Source organism: Pseudoalteromonas sp. SG41-2 (genome assembly GCF_014164535.1).
In the GTDB taxonomy this organism is placed as follows: Bacteria; Pseudomonadota; Gammaproteobacteria; order Enterobacterales; family Alteromonadaceae; genus Pseudoalteromonas; species Pseudoalteromonas rhizosphaerae.
Map to the genome: position 1 here is coordinate 110,540 of NZ_JACJFK010000011.1, position 16,902 is coordinate 127,441.

The 16,902-nt window shown below is 41.2% G+C and carries 14 protein-coding genes; 11 read left to right on the forward strand and 3 right to left on the reverse strand.

Annotation, left to right across the window (positions count from 1 at the left end):
* Positions 1–3 precede the first annotated feature (3 nt).
* Both H5186_RS10820 and tcdA read left to right on the forward strand, forming a co-directional pair.
* Positions 4–678: a TIGR01621 family pseudouridine synthase gene (locus H5186_RS10820; protein ID WP_257325926.1), complete on the forward strand. Its 675-nt coding sequence runs from the start codon at positions 4–6 to the stop codon at positions 676–678.
* Positions 679–1,479: a tRNA cyclic N6-threonylcarbamoyladenosine(37) synthase TcdA gene (tcdA, locus tag H5186_RS10825; protein ID WP_182761320.1), complete on the forward strand. Its 801-nt coding sequence runs from the start codon at positions 679–681 to the stop codon at positions 1,477–1,479. It abuts the gene before it with no gap.
* Here the strand turns inward: tcdA and H5186_RS10830 are convergent.
* The 3 genes from H5186_RS10830 to H5186_RS10840 form a co-directional block, all read right to left on the reverse strand.
* The gene (locus H5186_RS10830) at positions 1,476–1,889 is read right to left on the reverse strand and encodes a SufE family protein (RefSeq protein WP_182761321.1); all 414 of its coding nucleotides are present in this window, start codon (positions 1,887–1,889) and stop codon (positions 1,476–1,478) included. The two genes, tcdA and H5186_RS10830, sit on opposite strands and share 4 nt — an antisense overlap.
* A gap of 13 nt (positions 1,890–1,902) precedes the next feature.
* Positions 1,903–3,117 (reverse strand): aminotransferase class V-fold PLP-dependent enzyme, encoded by a 1,215-nt coding sequence (locus tag H5186_RS10835; RefSeq protein ID WP_182761322.1) that lies wholly within the window; start codon positions 3,115–3,117, stop codon positions 1,903–1,905.
* A gap of 130 nt (positions 3,118–3,247) precedes the next feature.
* Positions 3,248–4,534 carry a citrate synthase gene (locus H5186_RS10840; protein WP_149981074.1) on the reverse strand — a complete coding sequence of 429 codons (1,287 nt, stop codon included), beginning with the start codon at positions 4,532–4,534 and terminating at the stop codon, positions 3,248–3,250.
* A gap of 411 nt (positions 4,535–4,945) precedes the next feature.
* On the opposite strand from H5186_RS10840, the gene sdhC reads away from it, so the two are divergent.
* From sdhC to H5186_RS10885, 9 genes are all read left to right on the forward strand, one after another.
* Positions 4,946–5,323 carry a succinate dehydrogenase, cytochrome b556 subunit gene (gene sdhC / locus H5186_RS10845; RefSeq protein ID WP_084448108.1) on the forward strand — a complete coding sequence of 126 codons (378 nt, stop codon included), beginning with the start codon at positions 4,946–4,948 and terminating at the stop codon, positions 5,321–5,323.
* Positions 5,314–5,661, forward strand: a complete 348-nt coding sequence (gene sdhD, locus H5186_RS10850) for a succinate dehydrogenase, hydrophobic membrane anchor protein (RefSeq protein ID WP_169017830.1) — start codon at positions 5,314–5,316, stop codon at positions 5,659–5,661. The genes sdhC and sdhD overlap by 10 nt, the downstream gene beginning before the upstream one ends.
* The gene (gene sdhA / locus H5186_RS10855) at positions 5,662–7,434 is read left to right on the forward strand and encodes a succinate dehydrogenase flavoprotein subunit (protein WP_182717863.1); all 1,773 of its coding nucleotides are present in this window, start codon (positions 5,662–5,664) and stop codon (positions 7,432–7,434) included. It begins immediately after the preceding gene.
* A 10-nt stretch (positions 7,435–7,444) separates the two neighbouring features.
* Complete coding sequence (locus H5186_RS10860) at positions 7,445–8,161, forward strand: succinate dehydrogenase iron-sulfur subunit (RefSeq protein ID WP_064666153.1); 717 nt, start codon at positions 7,445–7,447, stop codon at positions 8,159–8,161.
* An 86-nt stretch (positions 8,162–8,247) separates the two neighbouring features.
* Positions 8,248–11,070 carry a 2-oxoglutarate dehydrogenase E1 component gene (locus H5186_RS10865; protein ID WP_182717862.1) on the forward strand — a complete coding sequence of 941 codons (2,823 nt, stop codon included), beginning with the start codon at positions 8,248–8,250 and terminating at the stop codon, positions 11,068–11,070.
* 3 nt (positions 11,071–11,073) lie between these two features.
* Entirely contained in the window at positions 11,074–12,588 is a 1,515-nt protein-coding gene (gene odhB, locus H5186_RS10870) for a 2-oxoglutarate dehydrogenase complex dihydrolipoyllysine-residue succinyltransferase (protein WP_182717861.1), read from the forward strand.
* Between the two features lie 176 nt (positions 12,589–12,764).
* Positions 12,765–13,931 carry an ADP-forming succinate--CoA ligase subunit beta gene (gene sucC, locus H5186_RS10875; protein ID WP_145233868.1) on the forward strand — a complete coding sequence of 389 codons (1,167 nt, stop codon included), beginning with the start codon at positions 12,765–12,767 and terminating at the stop codon, positions 13,929–13,931.
* Positions 13,931–14,803, forward strand: a complete 873-nt coding sequence (gene sucD, locus H5186_RS10880; protein WP_145233870.1) for a succinate--CoA ligase subunit alpha — start codon at positions 13,931–13,933, stop codon at positions 14,801–14,803. The genes sucC and sucD overlap by 1 nt, the downstream gene beginning before the upstream one ends.
* Positions 14,804–15,020: 217 nt before the next feature.
* A complete protein-coding gene (locus H5186_RS10885; RefSeq protein WP_182794450.1) occupies positions 15,021–16,868 on the forward strand; it encodes a GGDEF domain-containing protein in 1,848 nt (615 codons plus the stop codon).
* Positions 16,869–16,902 lie beyond the last annotated feature (34 nt).

Genomic DNA, 16,902 nt, shown 5'->3' on the forward strand with positions numbered 1-16,902 from the left:
GTGGTGAACACGTTCACATTACTCAAGGTTATAGCAAAGCACCTTGATTTTTATATTATAGAAAAACCTGCCGGGCTTAATTTCCATAGTGAAGAAGGCCCAGGTTTTGTAGTACTCGCTGAGCAACAACTCGCAGAAAAGTTATATGCTGTGCACCGCCTTGATAAAGTGACATCGGGGCTAATAATTTTAGCACGCAGTAGTGAAGCGGCTGCAAAGCTGACAGTTTTATTTACTGCTCATCAAGTTAATAAGTTTTATTTGGCGATAAGTGATTGCAAACCGAAGAAAAAGCAAGGTTGGATCAAAGGGGATATGGCTAAATCACGCCGTAGTACCTATAAGCTACTAACAAGTAAAGAAAACCCAGCTATAACTCGCTTTTATTCTATTAATTTTAAAGCCAATAGAAGGGCATTTATCTTAAAGCCTTACTCGGGTAAAACGCACCAATTACGGGTCGCGCTAAAAAGCCTTTCTGCGCCGATTTTAGGTGATGTAATATACGGTGGTACTGCTGCTGAGCGCACCTATTTACATGCTTTTGCACTAAGTTTTGTGTGGCAAGGTAAACTACAGCAATTTAGTTTGTTACCGCATTACGATGATGAGTTTACAACATTAATTGAACATGAAAATTTTCAGCCTTGGCAAACACCATGGCAACTGGATTGGTAAATGAGTGAAAAAGCAACCGATATCCGTTTTGGTGGTATCAAAAGATTATATGGCAACACTGAATTTGAATGGCTACAACAAGCCCACTTTTGTGTTATTGGTATTGGTGGCGTGGGCTCGTGGGCGGCAGAGGCTCTAGCACGTACTGGGGTTGGTAAAATAACCTTAATTGATCTTGATGATATTTGTGCAACCAACGTAAATCGGCAAATACATGCATTAACAGGCACTGTGGGTGAAGCAAAGGTTGTCGCAATGAAGGCCCGCTGTGAATTGATCAATCCACTGTGTGAGGTCAGTGTTGTCGATGATTTTATTACTTTAGATAATATTCGTGAGCATATAAGTGGTTTTGACTATGTCATAGATTGCATTGATGCAGTAAAAGAAAAAGCGGCATTAATAGCACATTGTAAACGTAACAAAATACCGGTGATCACCACCGGTGGTGCTGGCGGTCAAACTGATCCGAGTCAAATCACTTTTGGTGATGTAGCAAAGACCACCCATGATCCATTACTGGCAAAAGTGCGATATATTTTGCGTAAACAGTACAACTTTAGTAGCAATCCAAAGCGAAAATTCAACATCGATTGTGTTTATTCAACTGAGCAATTGGTATATCCAAGTACTGATGGCAGCGTTTGTCATGCTAAACAGGGGGCTGATGGCTCCATGAATATGGATTGTAACAACGGTTTTGGTTCAGCGACTATGGTAACCGGAAGTTTTGGTTTTTTTGTCGCAGCAAAATCAATACGTAAATATTTAGATCGCTGCGCACGTACCGTGAAAAGTTAGTTTTTCTGTTCTGCCATGGTTTGAATACGCTCAACCATGGCTTTAATACCGTTGCCTCTGGAAGGACTAAGGTGCTGGATAAGCCCTAGATGATTAAACTGTGCAAATGCGTCAGTGTTAATAGCTTGTTCAGGGGTTAAGCCATTATAAAGCGACAGAATGATCGCTAATAATCCTTTTACTATGCGGGTATCTGAGTCACCAATAATAACTAGGCAATTTTCTTCAAGATCAAAATCCAAATACAGCCAAACTTTACTCTCACAGCCAGGCACAAGGGCATCACTGGTTTTTAAAACAGCCGGCATAGCTGGTAATTGTTTACCTAGTAGCATTATTTCACGGTATTTTTGTTGCCATGATGGCGATCTTTCAAGCGATAAAGCAATTTCTTTAAACGTTTTAATCATGTCTTATCCATAATTAGTCTAATAACTCTAAGCAATTTTGCAAAGCAGCGATAAATAAATCAACATCGCTATGGTTATTATAAAATGCAAAGCTGGCTCGAACACTGCCATTAATACCTAAATGTTGCATTAATGGCTGCGCACAATGATGACCGCTGCGAACTGCTATACCATAACCATCTAAAAGTGTTGCTATATCGAAAGGGTGTTCGTCTTTATAATTGAAACAAAGGGTGCCAATATTGTTCTCAAGGTTGCTATAAACGGTAATTCCTGCGATGGATTGCAGTTTTTCTGCCGCATAATTAAAAATTACTTGTTCATGAGTATATACATTAGTCTTATTTAAACTGGTTAGATAATCGATTGCAGCTGCAAAAGCGATCACTGCAGCAATGTTTGGTGTACCTGCTTCAAACTTTGCTGGTGCCTGACGAAATATTGTTTTTGCTAATGTAACAGTTTCAATCATTTCGCCACCAGTTTGATACACAGCTAAACTATTTAACCGATCATAACGACCATATAATCCTCCTAATCCGGTCGGCCCGAGCATTTTATGAGCCGAAAAAACATAAAAATCACAACCAAGTTGAGGTAAATTTGGCTGTAAATGCAGCGCAGCTTGCGCACCATCCACTAAGGTAATTGCATCATGGCGTTTTGCGGCATGTAATATTGGGTCAAGATCTGTGATATTACCAAGCGCATTAGACGCGTGAGTGATAGCAAGTACAGATGGCTTATGCTGACTGATGAATTCAACACATGCTTGAACATCAAAGCAGCCATTTTTTTGTAACGGAAGTGCCAGTAGCTTTGCTCCCGTGCGCTTTGCTAACTGTTGCCATGGCACAATATTAGCGTGATGCTCTAAGGCTGAAATGATGATGGTTGAATCATTATCAAGCTGCTCAGTTAAGCCATTCGCCACTAAGTTTATTGCCTCAGTAGCTCCTTTGGTCCAAACTAATTCATTTGCATCGATATTAAAATAATTGGCAACGGTCTGTCTTGCTTGTTCATAGGCATGGGTTGCTTGTTCGCTTAAGGTATGGCGGCCACGATGAACATTAGCATTATTGCGTGCGTAAAATTGCTCAGTCGCGCTGATAACTGACAGTGGTTTTTGTGTGGTTGCAGCCGAATCAAGATAGACCAGCGGTTGCCCGTTGATGAGTTGTTTTAGGGCAGGAAAGTCTGCGCGAATTTTTTCTATATTAAACATAACTTTTCAACACCAAGCACAGCAAAGCCGAATTAAAAACTGAATCGGAATTGTAATGGCTTTGTGATATTTCTCAAGGACTAGATACAAAAAAGGCCGCAAATGCGGCCCTTTTTAGCATTAACTAAAATTAACGCTTGTCTGTCGCTACGTAATCACGGTGTGTGTGACCAGTATATAGCTGACGTGGACGGCTGATCTTATGACCAGGTTGCGATAACATCTCGTCCCAGTGTGTGATCCAACCAACAGTACGTGCCATTGCGAAGATCACAGTGAACATGCTTGTTGGGATACCAATTGCTTTTAAGATAATACCTGAGTAGAAGTCTACGTTAGGGTAAAGTTTCTTCTCAACAAAGTATGGGTCTTCTAAGGCAATTTGCTCAAGTTTCATTGCAATATCCAGCAATGGATCTTGAATATTAAGCTCAGCAAGTACTTCGTGACAGGTTTGACGCATTACAGTTGCACGCGGGTCGAAGTTTTTGTAAACACGGTGTCCAAAGCCCATAAGACGGAATGGGTCCGACTTATCTTTTGCTTTAGCAACGTATTCGTCGATGCGATCAACAGAGCCAATTTCTTCTAACATGTTTAAACATGCTTCGTTAGCACCGCCATGTGCAGGGCCCCATAGTGATGCGATACCCGCTGCAATACATGCATATGGGTTAGCACCAGAAGAGCCAGCTAAGCGTACTGTAGACGTTGATGCATTTTGCTCGTGATCAGCGTGAAGCATAAAGATTTTATCCATTGCTTTAGCAGTCACTGGATTAACTTTATATTCTTCAGCTGGTACAGAAAACATCATATGTAAGAAGTTTTCTGCATAGCTTAAATCATTACGTGGATAAACGAATGGTTGACCTACGTTATATTTGTAAGCCATCGCTGCGATAGTTGGTAGCTTAGCAATTAATTTTACTGCACTTGTTTTACGTTGTGTTGCATCAGTAATATCAAGATCTTCATGATAAAAAGATGATAATGCACCAACTACACCACATAGCATAGCCATTGGATGGGCATCAAAACGGAAACCTTGGAAGAAGTTTGCAATTTTCTCATCAAGCATCGTGCTATGTGTAATTTGTGATGCAAAATCAGCATATTGCTCTTTAGTTGGTAACTCACCATTTAGCAGTAAATAACACAACTCAACATAATCTGAGTCTTCGGCTAGTTGTTCAATTGGGTAACCACGGTGAAGTAATATCCCTTTGCCACCGTCGATATATGTAATTGAAGATTCGCAAGAACCAGTCGACATGAAACCTGGATCATATGTGAAATGACCATGAGCACCTAACGTACGTACATCGATTACATCCTGACCAGCAGTACCTTGGTAAATTGGAAGTTCGATTGGATCTAGACCATCAATATGGACTGTGGCTTTCTTATCCGCCATCTATTTATCTCCTATTAAGATAACAACTCTGATTGTTATGTTCTGAATCTGTTTAAGCACATTCTTTTCATTTTAACGTGAAAGAGGGGGTTAAAGTCAATTTTTATAAACATTATGCACAAATGTATAATAAATATTCTCACGGGATTAAATATTATACCATTGGCTAATTCGCAAATAGCTATAACTAAACAAGAATTGTAAAAAGACCTCTGGCTATATATACTATCGAAGGTTTTATACCGTATTGTCTGTAGGTAAACGTTATTTTTACAGCTAATCTTTGCAAAAATGTGAATTTTAGTCGTAACAAAACGCTTTACTTAGATAGTTCCATCAGAAAAATCGTTTTTTGGTGGGTTAAGAAAAACAAGTAGATGAGCTCCTAGTGGGCAAGATGGGCAAGTAACTGTGAAAAAGCAAAGACCTGTAAATCTAGATCTAACAACTATATCTATGCCGGCAGCGGCTAAAGCATCAATTTTTCACCGCGTCACCGGTGTTGCATTATTTTTTGCTTTAACGTTTGTCATTTGGGCTTGGTCAGAGTCTCTTTCTTCAGCTGAAGGTTTTGAATTCGTCAAGGGTCTGTTTAGCGGATTCATTGCCAAATTTATAGCTTGGGGCACCATTTCTGTATTGGCGTATCACCTTATTGGTGGTATCCGTCATATCATTATGGATATGGGACATTGGGAAGAACTTGAATCAGGTAACCTTAGCGCTAAAATTGCAATGGCACTTGGCGTTGTGGCTTCTGTATTAGCAGGGGTGTGGATATGGTTTTAAATCAAGCAACTCTAAAACGTGACGGCATACAAGATTATGTCTCGTTACGTACCACGGCACTAGTAATTACCGCGTATGCGATTTTTATTATTGGCTACTTCTTATGTACACCAGAAGTCACTTTCGAAGCATGGCAAGGCCTGTTTTCAAACCTAGCAATGAAAGGGTTCACACTAATTACCCTTGTTTGCATTATGGTTCATACCCGTATTGGCCTTTGGCAAGTACTGACTGACTACGTTAAATGCGCAAAATTGCGTGCTGTTTTAGGTTTTGTTTTGAACCTAATGGCCGCTGCATACGTAGCAATTGGTCTAATCGTTCTATGGGGTGTTTAAGTGAAATATTCTGTTCGTGAATTTGATGCCGTCGTGATTGGCGCAGGTGGTGCGGGTATGCGCGCGGCACTTGCAATCACTGAATCAGGTAAAACCTGTGCACTTATCTCTAAAGTTTTCCCAACGCGTTCACACACTGTGTCTGCACAAGGTGGTATTACGGTTGCGCTGGGTAACTCACATGAAGATAACTGGGAATGGCACATGTACGATACCGTTAAAGGTTCCGATTTCATCGGTGACCAAGACGCTATCGAATATATGTGTAAAACTGGCCCAGAAGCAATTACTGAATTAGAAAACATGGGTCTACCGTTTTCTCGTTTTGAAAATGGCCGTGTTTACCAACGTCCTTTCGGTGGTCAATCGAAAAACTTTGGTGGCGAGCAAGCAGCACGTACCGCGGCTGCGGCTGACCGTACAGGTCATGCGTTATTGCACCTTCTTTATCAACAAAACGTTAAAAACAAAACCAATGTATTCTCTGAGTGGTATGCATTAGATTTAGTTAAAAACGATGATGGTAATGTAGTTGGTTGTACTGCTATTGATATTGAAACAGGCGAAGTTGTTTATTTCAAATCAAAAGCTGTGGTACTAGCAACAGGTGGTGCGGGTCGTATCTTCGCTTCAACTACTAATGCTCACATTAACACTGGTGACGGTGTTGGTATGGCGACACGTGCTGGCATTTCTATGCAAGACATGGAAATGTGGCAGTTTCACCCAACCGGTATTGCTGGTGCGGGTACGCTAGTAACGGAAGGTTGTCGTGGTGAAGGTGGTTATCTTTTAAATAAAGATGGCGAACGCTTCATGGAACGTTATGCACCGAATGCGAAAGACTTAGCGTCACGCGATGTTGTTGCCCGTTCAATGATGACAGAAATTCGTGAAGGTCGTGGTTGTGATGGTCCTTGGGGTCCACACATTAAGCTTAAACTTGATCACTTAGGTGAAGAAACGCTTAACCTACGTCTTCCAGGTGTATGTGATCTTGCTAAAACATTTGCTCACGTTGACCCTGCAAAAGAGCCAATTCCAGTAATCCCTACTTGTCACTATATGATGGGTGGTGTTCCTACTAACGTAAATGGTCAAGCGCTACAAATCGATGCTAACGGCAACGAAAAAGTAGTTGAAGGTTTATTTGCTGTTGGTGAAATTGCCTGTGTATCTGTACACGGTGCAAACCGCCTAGGTGGTAACTCATTACTTGATTTAGTTGTATTTGGGCGTGCTGCAGGTAACTTCCTTGGCACTTACCTAAATGACGTTGAAGTATCAAAAGATGCCTCAGAATCAGATTTAGACGCTGCACTCGCTCGTTTCAATCGTTGGGAGAACTCAACAGTTGGTCAAGGCGAAGATCCAGTACAAATCAAGAAAGACCTACAGCAGTGTATGCAACTTAACTTCTCGGTATTCCGTGAAGGTGAGTCAATGGCAGCCGGTCTAAAAGAGCTTAAAGAAATTCGTGAACGTCTGCAGCATGCGCGTCTTGATGATAAATCATCAGACTTCAACACTGCACGTATCGAATGTCTAGAGTTAGATAACATGATGGAAACAGCATACTCAACAGCAGTTGCTGCAAACTTCCGTACAGAAAGCCGTGGTGCACACTCTCGCTTTGACTTCCCAGATCGTGATGACGAAAACTGGTTATGTCACTCAGTATTCAATCCGGTAACGGATGAAATGAGCAAGCGTGATGTAAACTATGCGCCGAAACTGCGCGAAGCATTTCCACCTAAAGCACGTACCTACTAGGAGCGAGACGATGGCACAAGTACAATTTTCTGTTTATCGTTACAATCCAGATGTTGATAACGCCCCCCGTATGCAAGAATATACTTTGCAAACGGAAGAAGGCCACGACATGATGGTATTGGATGCACTTTTATTATTAAAAGAGCAAGATCCAACGTTATCATTTCGTCGTTCATGCCGTGAAGGTGTGTGTGGCTCTGACGGTGTTAACATGAATGGTAAAAATGGTTTAGCATGTATTACTCCTTTATCAACGCTACAAAAAGGTGGCAAAGGTAAAATCGTAATTCGTCCATTACCAGGTTTACCAGTGGTACGTGACCTTGTTATTGACATGAGTCAGTTCTACACTCAATACGAAAAAGTAAAGCCTTATCTAATTAACGATACACCTGCTGCAGGTGAGCGTCTTCAATCAATTGAAGAACGTGACAAGTTAGATGGCTTGTATGAGTGTATTCTATGTGCATGTTGTTCAACATCGTGTCCTTCGTTCTGGTGGAATCCAGACAAGTTCATCGGTCCAGCTGGTCTTCTTCATGCTTACCGTTTCTTGGCAGATAGCCGAGATACAGCAACAGAAGAGCGTTTAGCTGACTTAGACGATGCATTCAGCGTGTTCCGTTGTCACAGTATCATGAACTGTGTTAGCGTTTGTCCTAAAGGTCTTAATCCAACTAAGGCAATCGGACAAATCAAATCAATGTTAATAAACCGTTCAGTTTAATAATATTGATAAATGTAAGATGGCTAATGTAAATTAGCCATCTTGTTATAACAATTAATTTCTGCGCTAAAGAAAAGGGCTTATAAATGCACGAAGGTGTGATGAAGGCATGGCTAGAATCTTCACATTTAAACGGCGGAAACGTTGCTTATATAGAAGAGCTTTATGAAGCGTATTTAGACAATGCGACTTCTGTGCCAGAAGAATGGCGAGAAGTGTTCGAACAATTACCAAAAGTAGATGGTGTGGATGTTGAAGTAAAGCATTCAGAAGTTCGTGCACAGTTTGCGGCGCTTGCGAAAAACAAGCATAGAGAAGTAGTGGTAGCAGAGGGCAGTGGTAGCGGCGATCCTAAACAGGTCAAAGTACTGCAGCTTATTAATGCTTTCCGTTTCCGTGGTCACCAAAATGCTAACTTAGATCCATTAGGCATTTGGCAGCGTGAACGTGTTCGAGATTTAGAACTTGAATACCATGAATTATCTAAAGCTGATTTTGACCGTGAATTTAACGTGGGATCGTTTGCCGTAGGCCGCGATACCATGCCTTTAGGTGAGTTATATCAAGCACTAATGACCACATATTGTGGTTCAGTAGGTGCTGAGTATATGCACATCACATCAACTGAAGAAAAACGTTGGTTACAACAACGTTTAGAATCAGTGCAATCACGACCAACATTCAGTAAAGAAGAAAAGTTGCGTATCCTCAAAGGATTAACCGCAGCCGATGGTCTTGAAAAGTATTTAGGGGCTAAGTTCCCAGGTGCTAAGCGTTTCTCACTCGAAGGTGGTGATGCGTTAGTACCGATGCTGAAAGAGCTTATTCACCGTGCTGGCGAAAGTGGCCAACAAGAAGCGGTAATTGGTATGGCTCACCGTGGTCGCTTAAATGTTCTTGTCAATGTACTTGGTAAAAATCCATCAGAACTATTTGATGAGTTTGCTGGCAAGCATAAAGAAACATTAAGCTCAGGTGATGTTAAATACCACATGGGTTACTCTTCGGATTTTGCTACTAAAGGTGGCAAAGTTCATATGGCTCTTGCCTTTAACCCATCGCATCTTGAAATCGTAAACCCAGTAGTTATGGGCTCGGTTCGTGCACGTTTAGACCGTTTGGGTGACAGTTCAGGTATTAAAGCACTACCTATCACCATTCATGGTGATTCGGCAGTTGCAGGCCAAGGTGTTGTTCAAGAAACCTTTAACTTATCGCAAACAAATGCGTTTAGTTGTGGTGGTAGTATTCGCATTGTAGTGAACAACCAAGTTGGTTTTACTACAAGCAAACAATACGATGTACGTTCAACAGATTACTGTACAGACATCGCAAAAATGGTGCAATCGCCTATTTTCCACGTTAATTCAGATGACCCTGAAGCGGTTGCATTTGTTACGCAAATCGCACTTGATTTCAGAAATCAATTTAAACGTGATGTGGTTATTGATCTAGTTTGTTATCGTCGTCACGGCCATAATGAAGCGGATGAGCCGAATGCGACTCAACCGATCATGTACCAAAAAATCAAAAAACACCCTGTGCCACGTTTGATCTACGCAGATCAGTTAATGGCTGAAGGCTCGTTTACTGAAGATGAAATTAAAGCACTGGCTGATGACTACCGTAATGGTTTAGACGAAGGCAATTGTGTTGTTGAAGAAATTCAACCAGAAACATCACACTCATCTGATTGGGCTAAGTATGTTGGCCATGAATGGAGTGTTGATTACGATGCCAGCGTTCCAGTTGAAAAATTAAAAGAACTGGGTAACAAAATAGCAAGTTACCCTGAGCAATATAAAGCCCAGTCTCGCGTTAAAAAGATTTACGATGATCGCAAATTAATGGCTAACGGTGAGAAACCACTTGATTGGGGTATGGCAGAAACACTTGCTTATGCAACAATCGCAACTGAAGGCACTGATATTCGTTTAACAGGCCAAGATTCAGGGCGTGGTACTTTCTTCCACCGCCATGCAGTTGTACATAGTCAAACTGATGGGGCCACTTACACGCCTTTACAGCACTTAAGTGAAGATCAAGGTACTTTCCAAGTATTTGACTCTGTGCTTTCAGAAGAAGCGGTTGTGGCGTTTGAATATGGTTATGCGACAGCAGAGCCAACATCACTAGTATTGTGGGAAGCACAGTTTGGTGATTTTGCTAACGGCGCCCAAGTTGTATTTGACCAATTCTTAAGTTCAGGTGAGCAAAAATGGGGCCGCTTATGTGGACTGACCATTTTATTGCCACATGGTTATGAAGGGCAAGGTCCTGAGCACAGTTCAGCACGTTTAGAGCGTTTCTTACAGCTATGTGCTGATCACAACATGCAAGTATGTGTGCCATCAACACCGGCACAAGTATATGCAATGTTACGTCGTCAATCAGTAAGACCACTGCGTCGCCCACTGATTGTTATGACACCTAAATCATTGTTACGTCATCCACTTGCAACGTCGTCGCTTGAAGAGCTTGCAGAAGGTGTTTTCCATAATATGATCGATGAAATCGATGATATTGATGCTAAGAAAGTAGAACGCGTAGTATTTTGTAGTGGTAAAGTTTACTACGAGCTATTACAAGAGCGTCGTAAGCTTGAGCAAGACAATATAGCTATTGTGCGTGTTGAACAGTTATACCCATTCCCACATGATGAAATGGAAGCCATTATGGCGCGTTATCAACATGTGAAAGACTTTGTTTGGTGTCAAGAAGAGCCGCAAAATCAAGGTGCTTGGTATTGTTCACAACACCACTTTGTAGATGCAATCCCACAAGGTGCGAAGCTTAAATATGCAGGTCGTAAAGCCTCTGCTTCTCCAGCGTGTGGTTATATGTCAGTGCATACTAAAGAACAACAAGCGCTTGTCGCAGACGCGCTTACTATTGAAAATAAAGGATAAGCAATGAGCACAGAAATTAAAGTTCCTGTTCTTCCTGAGTCGGTTGCTGATGCTTCCGTTGCTACATGGCATGTAAGTGTTGGCGACAAAGTAAGCCGTGATCAGAACTTAGTAGATATCGAAACAGACAAAGTTGTTTTAGAAGTTGTTGCACCACATGATGGTGTGATCACTGAAATTTCACAAGAAGAAGGTGCAACCGTACTTGGCGACCAAGTGATCGGTATCATTGGTGAGGCTGATGCAGCTGCGCCAACTGAAGACGCAAAGAGCGAAGCTGCACCAGCTTCGGACAAACAAGAAAACGCGCCAGCGGCGCAATCAGCACCAGCATCAGAAGGTAAAGAAGTGGACATTAAAGTACCTGTACTTCCAGAATCAGTCGCAGACGCGACAGTAGCTACTTGGCATGTGCAACCAGGTGACGCAGTAACACGCGATCAAAACCTAGTTGATATCGAAACTGATAAAGTTGTTCTTGAAGTTGTTGCTCAAGAAGATGGCGTAATGGGTGAAATTATTCACGCAGAAGGCGATACAGTACTGGGTGACCAAGTTATCGGTAAAGTTAAAGCCGGTGGCGCACCAGCTGCAGCCCCTGCAGCAAAAGAACAAGCTCCAGCTGCTGATTCTAGCGATAGCTCAGACGTGTTAACACCGTCAGTGCGTCGTTTAATCGCAGAAAAAGGCCTAGATGCTTCTAAAATTAAAGGCTCTGGTAAAAATGGTCGTGTGACAAAAGAAGATGTTGATCAATTCTTGAAGTCACCAGCTCCTGCGGCGAAAGCTGAAGCAGCGCCAGCGGCACCAATGGGTGACCGTACACAAAAACGCGTGCCTATGACACGTTTACGTAAAACCATTGCTAATCGTCTTCTTGAAGCGAAAAACTCTACTGCAATGTTAACGACATTTAACGAAGTTAACATGAAACCAATCATGGATCTTCGTAAGCAGTATCAAGAAGTGTTCGAGAAACGTCACGGTATCCGTTTAGGTTTCATGTCTTTTTACGTAAAAGCAGTTACTGAAGCACTAAAACGTTTCCCTGACGTAAATGCATCAATTGATGGCGATGATATCGTATACCACAACTATTTTGATATCAGCATTGCAGTTTCTACGCCACGTGGCCTAGTGACTCCAGTACTAAAAGATTGCGATAAGCTATCTGTTGCTGAAATCGAAAAAGGTATTCGTGAATTAGCACTTAAAGGTCGTGATGGTAAGTTAACACTTGACGACATGACGGGTGGTAACTTCACTATCACTAACGGTGGTGTGTTCGGTTCGTTACTATCAACACCTATTATTAACTTACCGCAGTCTTCAATTTTGGGTATGCATAAAATCCAAGATCGTCCAATGGCTGTGAATGGTAAAGTTGAAATTCTTCCTATGATGTATTTGGCATTATCTTATGATCATCGCCAAATAGATGGTAAAGAATCTGTTGGCTTCTTAGTAACAATTAAAGAGTTACTTGAAGATCCAACTCGTTTATTACTGGATGTTTAATTCAGTAGTATAAAATATAAGCTGTGAGTCATATTCACAGCTTTTTTTTTGCGCCTTTGGTCGTACTGGGGTTTTCATGTTAAGCCTTGGGATCTATACTAGGTGCGCAATTTGGGATAGCTGTCTATTTATAAAAATAGTCAGCTCTTTTAGTATAAAAAATTGGATAAAGCATCATGAATTTGCATGAGTATCAGGCAAAACAACTTTTTGCCGAATATGGTTTACCAGTTTCTCAAGGTTTCGCTTGCGATACACCTGAAGAAGCTGCAGCAGCTGCTGAGAAAATCGGCGGTGATATGTGGGTTGTTAAAACTCAGGTTCACGCAGGTGGACGTGGTAAAGCTGGCGGTGTAAAGCTAGTTAAAACTATCGACGAAGTTAAAGCGTTTGCAGCTAACTGGTTAGGTAAAAACCTAGTTACTTACCAAACAGACGAGAATGGTCAGCCAGTTGCTAAAATTTTAGTAGAAAGCTGTACTGATATCGCCAACGAATTGTACTTAGGTGCAGTTGTTGACCGTGCATCTCGCAAAGTTGTTTTCATGGCGTCTACTGAAGGCGGTGTTGAAATTGAAACTGTTGCTGAAGAAACACCAGAGCTTATCCACAAAGCAGAGATCGACCCATTAGTAGGTCCTCAAGCTTACCAAGCACGTGAACTAGGTTTTAAATTGGGTCTTAACCCAGTACAAATGAAACAGTTCGTACAGATCTTTATGGGTCTTGGTAAAATGTTTACTGATTTCGATTTCGCACTACTTGAAATCAACCCGCTTGTTATCACTGATGAAGGTAACCTTCACTGTCTTGACGGCAAAATCGGTATCGATGGTAATGCACTTTACCGTCAACCTAAAATGCGTGATTTCCACGATCCATCACAAGAAGATGCACGTGAAGCTCATGCAGCAAGTTTTGAACTTAACTACGTTGCATTAGACGGTAACGTTGGTTGTATGGTTAACGGTGCAGGCCTAGCAATGGGTACTATGGACATCGTAAACCTACACGGTGGCAAGCCTGCAAACTTCCTAGATGTTGGCGGCGGCGCGACTAAAGAACGTGTATCAGAAGCATTCAAAATCATTCTTTCTGATGACAACGTTAAAGCCGTTTTAGTTAACATCTTCGGTGGTATCGTTCGTTGTGACATGATCGCTGAAGGCATCATTGGTGCAGTTAAAGAAGTTGGCGTAAACGTACCAGTAGTTGTACGTTTAGAAGGTACTAACGCTGAGCTAGGTCGTGAAGTTCTTAAGAACTCTGGTCTAGATATCATTGCTGCTGAATCACTAACAGACGCGGCTGAAAAAGTTGTTGCTGCTGCGGAGGGCAAATAATGTCTGTATTAATCAATAAAGATACAAAAGTTATCTGTCAAGGTTTCACCGGTGGCCAAGGTACTTTCCACTCTGAGCAAGCGCTTGAGTACGGTACACAAATGGTTGGTGGTGTAAGCCCAGGTAAAGGCGGTCAAACGCACCTTGGTCTTCCAGTATTTAACACTGTACGTGATGCTGTAGAAGCAACTGGCGCAACTGCATCAGTTATCTATGTACCAGCACCTTTTTGTAAAGATGCTATCTTAGAAGCAATCGATGCGGGCATCGAGCTAATCGTTTGTATCACTGAAGGTATCCCTACACTTGATATGGTTGACGTTAAAGTTAAACTAGATCAAACAGGTACTCGTATGATCGGTCCTAACTGTCCAGGTGTTATCACTCCTGGTGAGACTAAGATTGGTATCATGCCTGGTCACATCCACAAACCTGGTAAAGTAGGTATTGTTTCTCGCTCTGGTACTTTAACGTACGAAGCTGTTAAACAAACTACAGATGCAGGTTTCGGTCAGTCTACCTGTGTTGGTATTGGTGGCGACCCAATTCCTGGTACTAACTTTATCGACGTTTTAGAAATGTTCGAAAAAGATCCACAAACTGAAGCGATCGTAATGATCGGTGAAATCGGTGGTACTGCAGAAGAAGAAGCTGCAGAGTACATCAAAGCTAACGTTACTAAGCCTGTTGTTTCTTACATTGCTGGTGTTACTGCACCAGAAGGTAAGCGTATGGGTCATGCTGGCGCAATCATCGCTGGCGGTAAAGGTACTGCTGATGAGAAATTTGCTGCATTAGAAGCTGCGGGCGTAAAAACTGTACGTTCACTTGCTGATATCGGTAAAGCACTTAAAGAAAAAACTGGCTGGTAATAACCCGCTATGTTTTGAAAAAAAGGCTCACTTAGTGAGCCTTTTTTATTGTCATTATTCATAAAGTATTATGTCTAGATAATGATAAATTTCAGAATCTTTAGCTGTTTATTTAATAATAAAAATCAATAGCTTGTTTCAATAAAATCTACTGGTAATAATCAAAACTGCCGTTATAATGTGCGATTGCTTTTTATCATTGGAAGATCTAGCAGTAATGCGAATAATTTATTTTACAGTCTACCTTGTATGCTTTTGTTGCTCTTTCAATTTATTTTCATCTACTTCATTTCGTACCGCATTTTTAGTAACCGAACAACGCGCATTAGCTGAACCAAATCAGTTGATCGAAGAATTAGTTCTTACACAAGCAGCTCAGGGTATTTCTACCACTGAACACGCTTATAATAATACTTTGTTAGCACGGCTGTATTTATTTAAAGGTGATATCGCACGTTCACAAAGTTACTTTGAACTTGCCCAACAACAACTGCCTAAAGACGATGATTGGATCCAAGGTTATTGGTTAATGTATCGGAGTGTTTTTTCTTTAGAAGAAGGGCTGTTACCTGAAAGTATTAAACAAATCCGCTTAGCACAAAATGCCTTTATTCAAGCAAACGATTTAGAGATGTTGGTACAAGCTGAGTCAATTGAAGGGGCTCTGTTGCTCTGGCAAGAGGAATACCCTAAAGCAATAGAAATTATCGAAAATGCCTACATTGAAGCGAAAACTGCGAATATGTCATCAACTACCATGCTTTATGTTTATGATAGTTTAGCGGCATATTATTCGACTATGTCACTATTTGAGAAAGGTGAGCAATATGCAGTTTTGGCGCGCGATATCGCCAGTAAAAACGGCGATGTTGTCAATGGTTTGCCTGTTATCTATATCTTATGCATGACATATGAGCGCGCTGAAAAACTTGATTCAGCGGCGGCTTGTTATGAAGAAATGATAATGTTATCAGCAATGGTAAAAGCACCGCGCTATCTTTTTTTGGCACCAGCTGGTAAGGCAAATGTCGCTCTGAAGCAAAAAAAATATTCGCAAGCGTTGCAACTACTAAACTTGGCTAAAAGTTATGTCAATACAGTGATTGTAAATCCAGCGCATATAATTGCGTTAAATAATGGATTTGCTAAAACTTTCTTAGCATTACAGCAACCAGAGCAAGCACTTGAATATATTCAAGCATCAGAGTTATTGTTGACTGATTACGATAGGCCGCTTAATAACCGTTACAGCCGTAATACACTTAGCTTAAAGGCGCAAAGCCTAGAACAATTAGGTCGTTTTGCAGAGGCTACTAATGCACTGAAGTTATTGATTAAGCTTACAGAGCAAGCAAAAGAAACAACGCAGCAGAAACTCGAGCAAGAAGCACGCTCACGATTTGAATCTACTCAACAAGATATCAAATTGCAGTTGGCTGAAGAGAAATTAAAATACCAACAAATTACTTTAGATAAGTTAGCTAAAGAAGGACAGTTACAAGCAGCCTATTCTGTTATTGGTATATTAGCGATATTAAGCATTACAATTTTCGCATTAAATCAACGCAAAGCATATTTACGAAGCCAACGCAGAGCAAATACAGATCCACTCACTGGAGCTCATAACCGTCGTTATATTCTCGATTTTATTGCATCGCAACTTATCGGGAAGCAACAAAACTTTTCAGTTTCAATTTTAGATATTGATCATTTTAAACAAGTAAATGATCAATATGGTCATGATATCGGTGATCAAGCCCTAATTGCTTTTAGCGCGTTACTTACTGAGCAGTTAGCTGATACTGAGTATCAATTTGCTCGCTTTGGTGGTGAAGAGTTTATTGTGGTAATGCCAAACTTAACACTTGCACAAGGGCATGATTTTATCGGTAACTTATGCATTTGTTTAAAATCGTTAAGCTTGACCGATAATAAAATCACTTTAACAAGCAGTGCTGGGGTCGCACAAATGCAGCCAGGATTAGCCCTTAATACATTATTAAAAGTTGCTGACACAAACCTTTACCATGCTAAAAATACTGGCAGGGATAAGGTTTGTAGTTAACCTGAACTTAGCTTAAGGGGGTCATTATCGACAA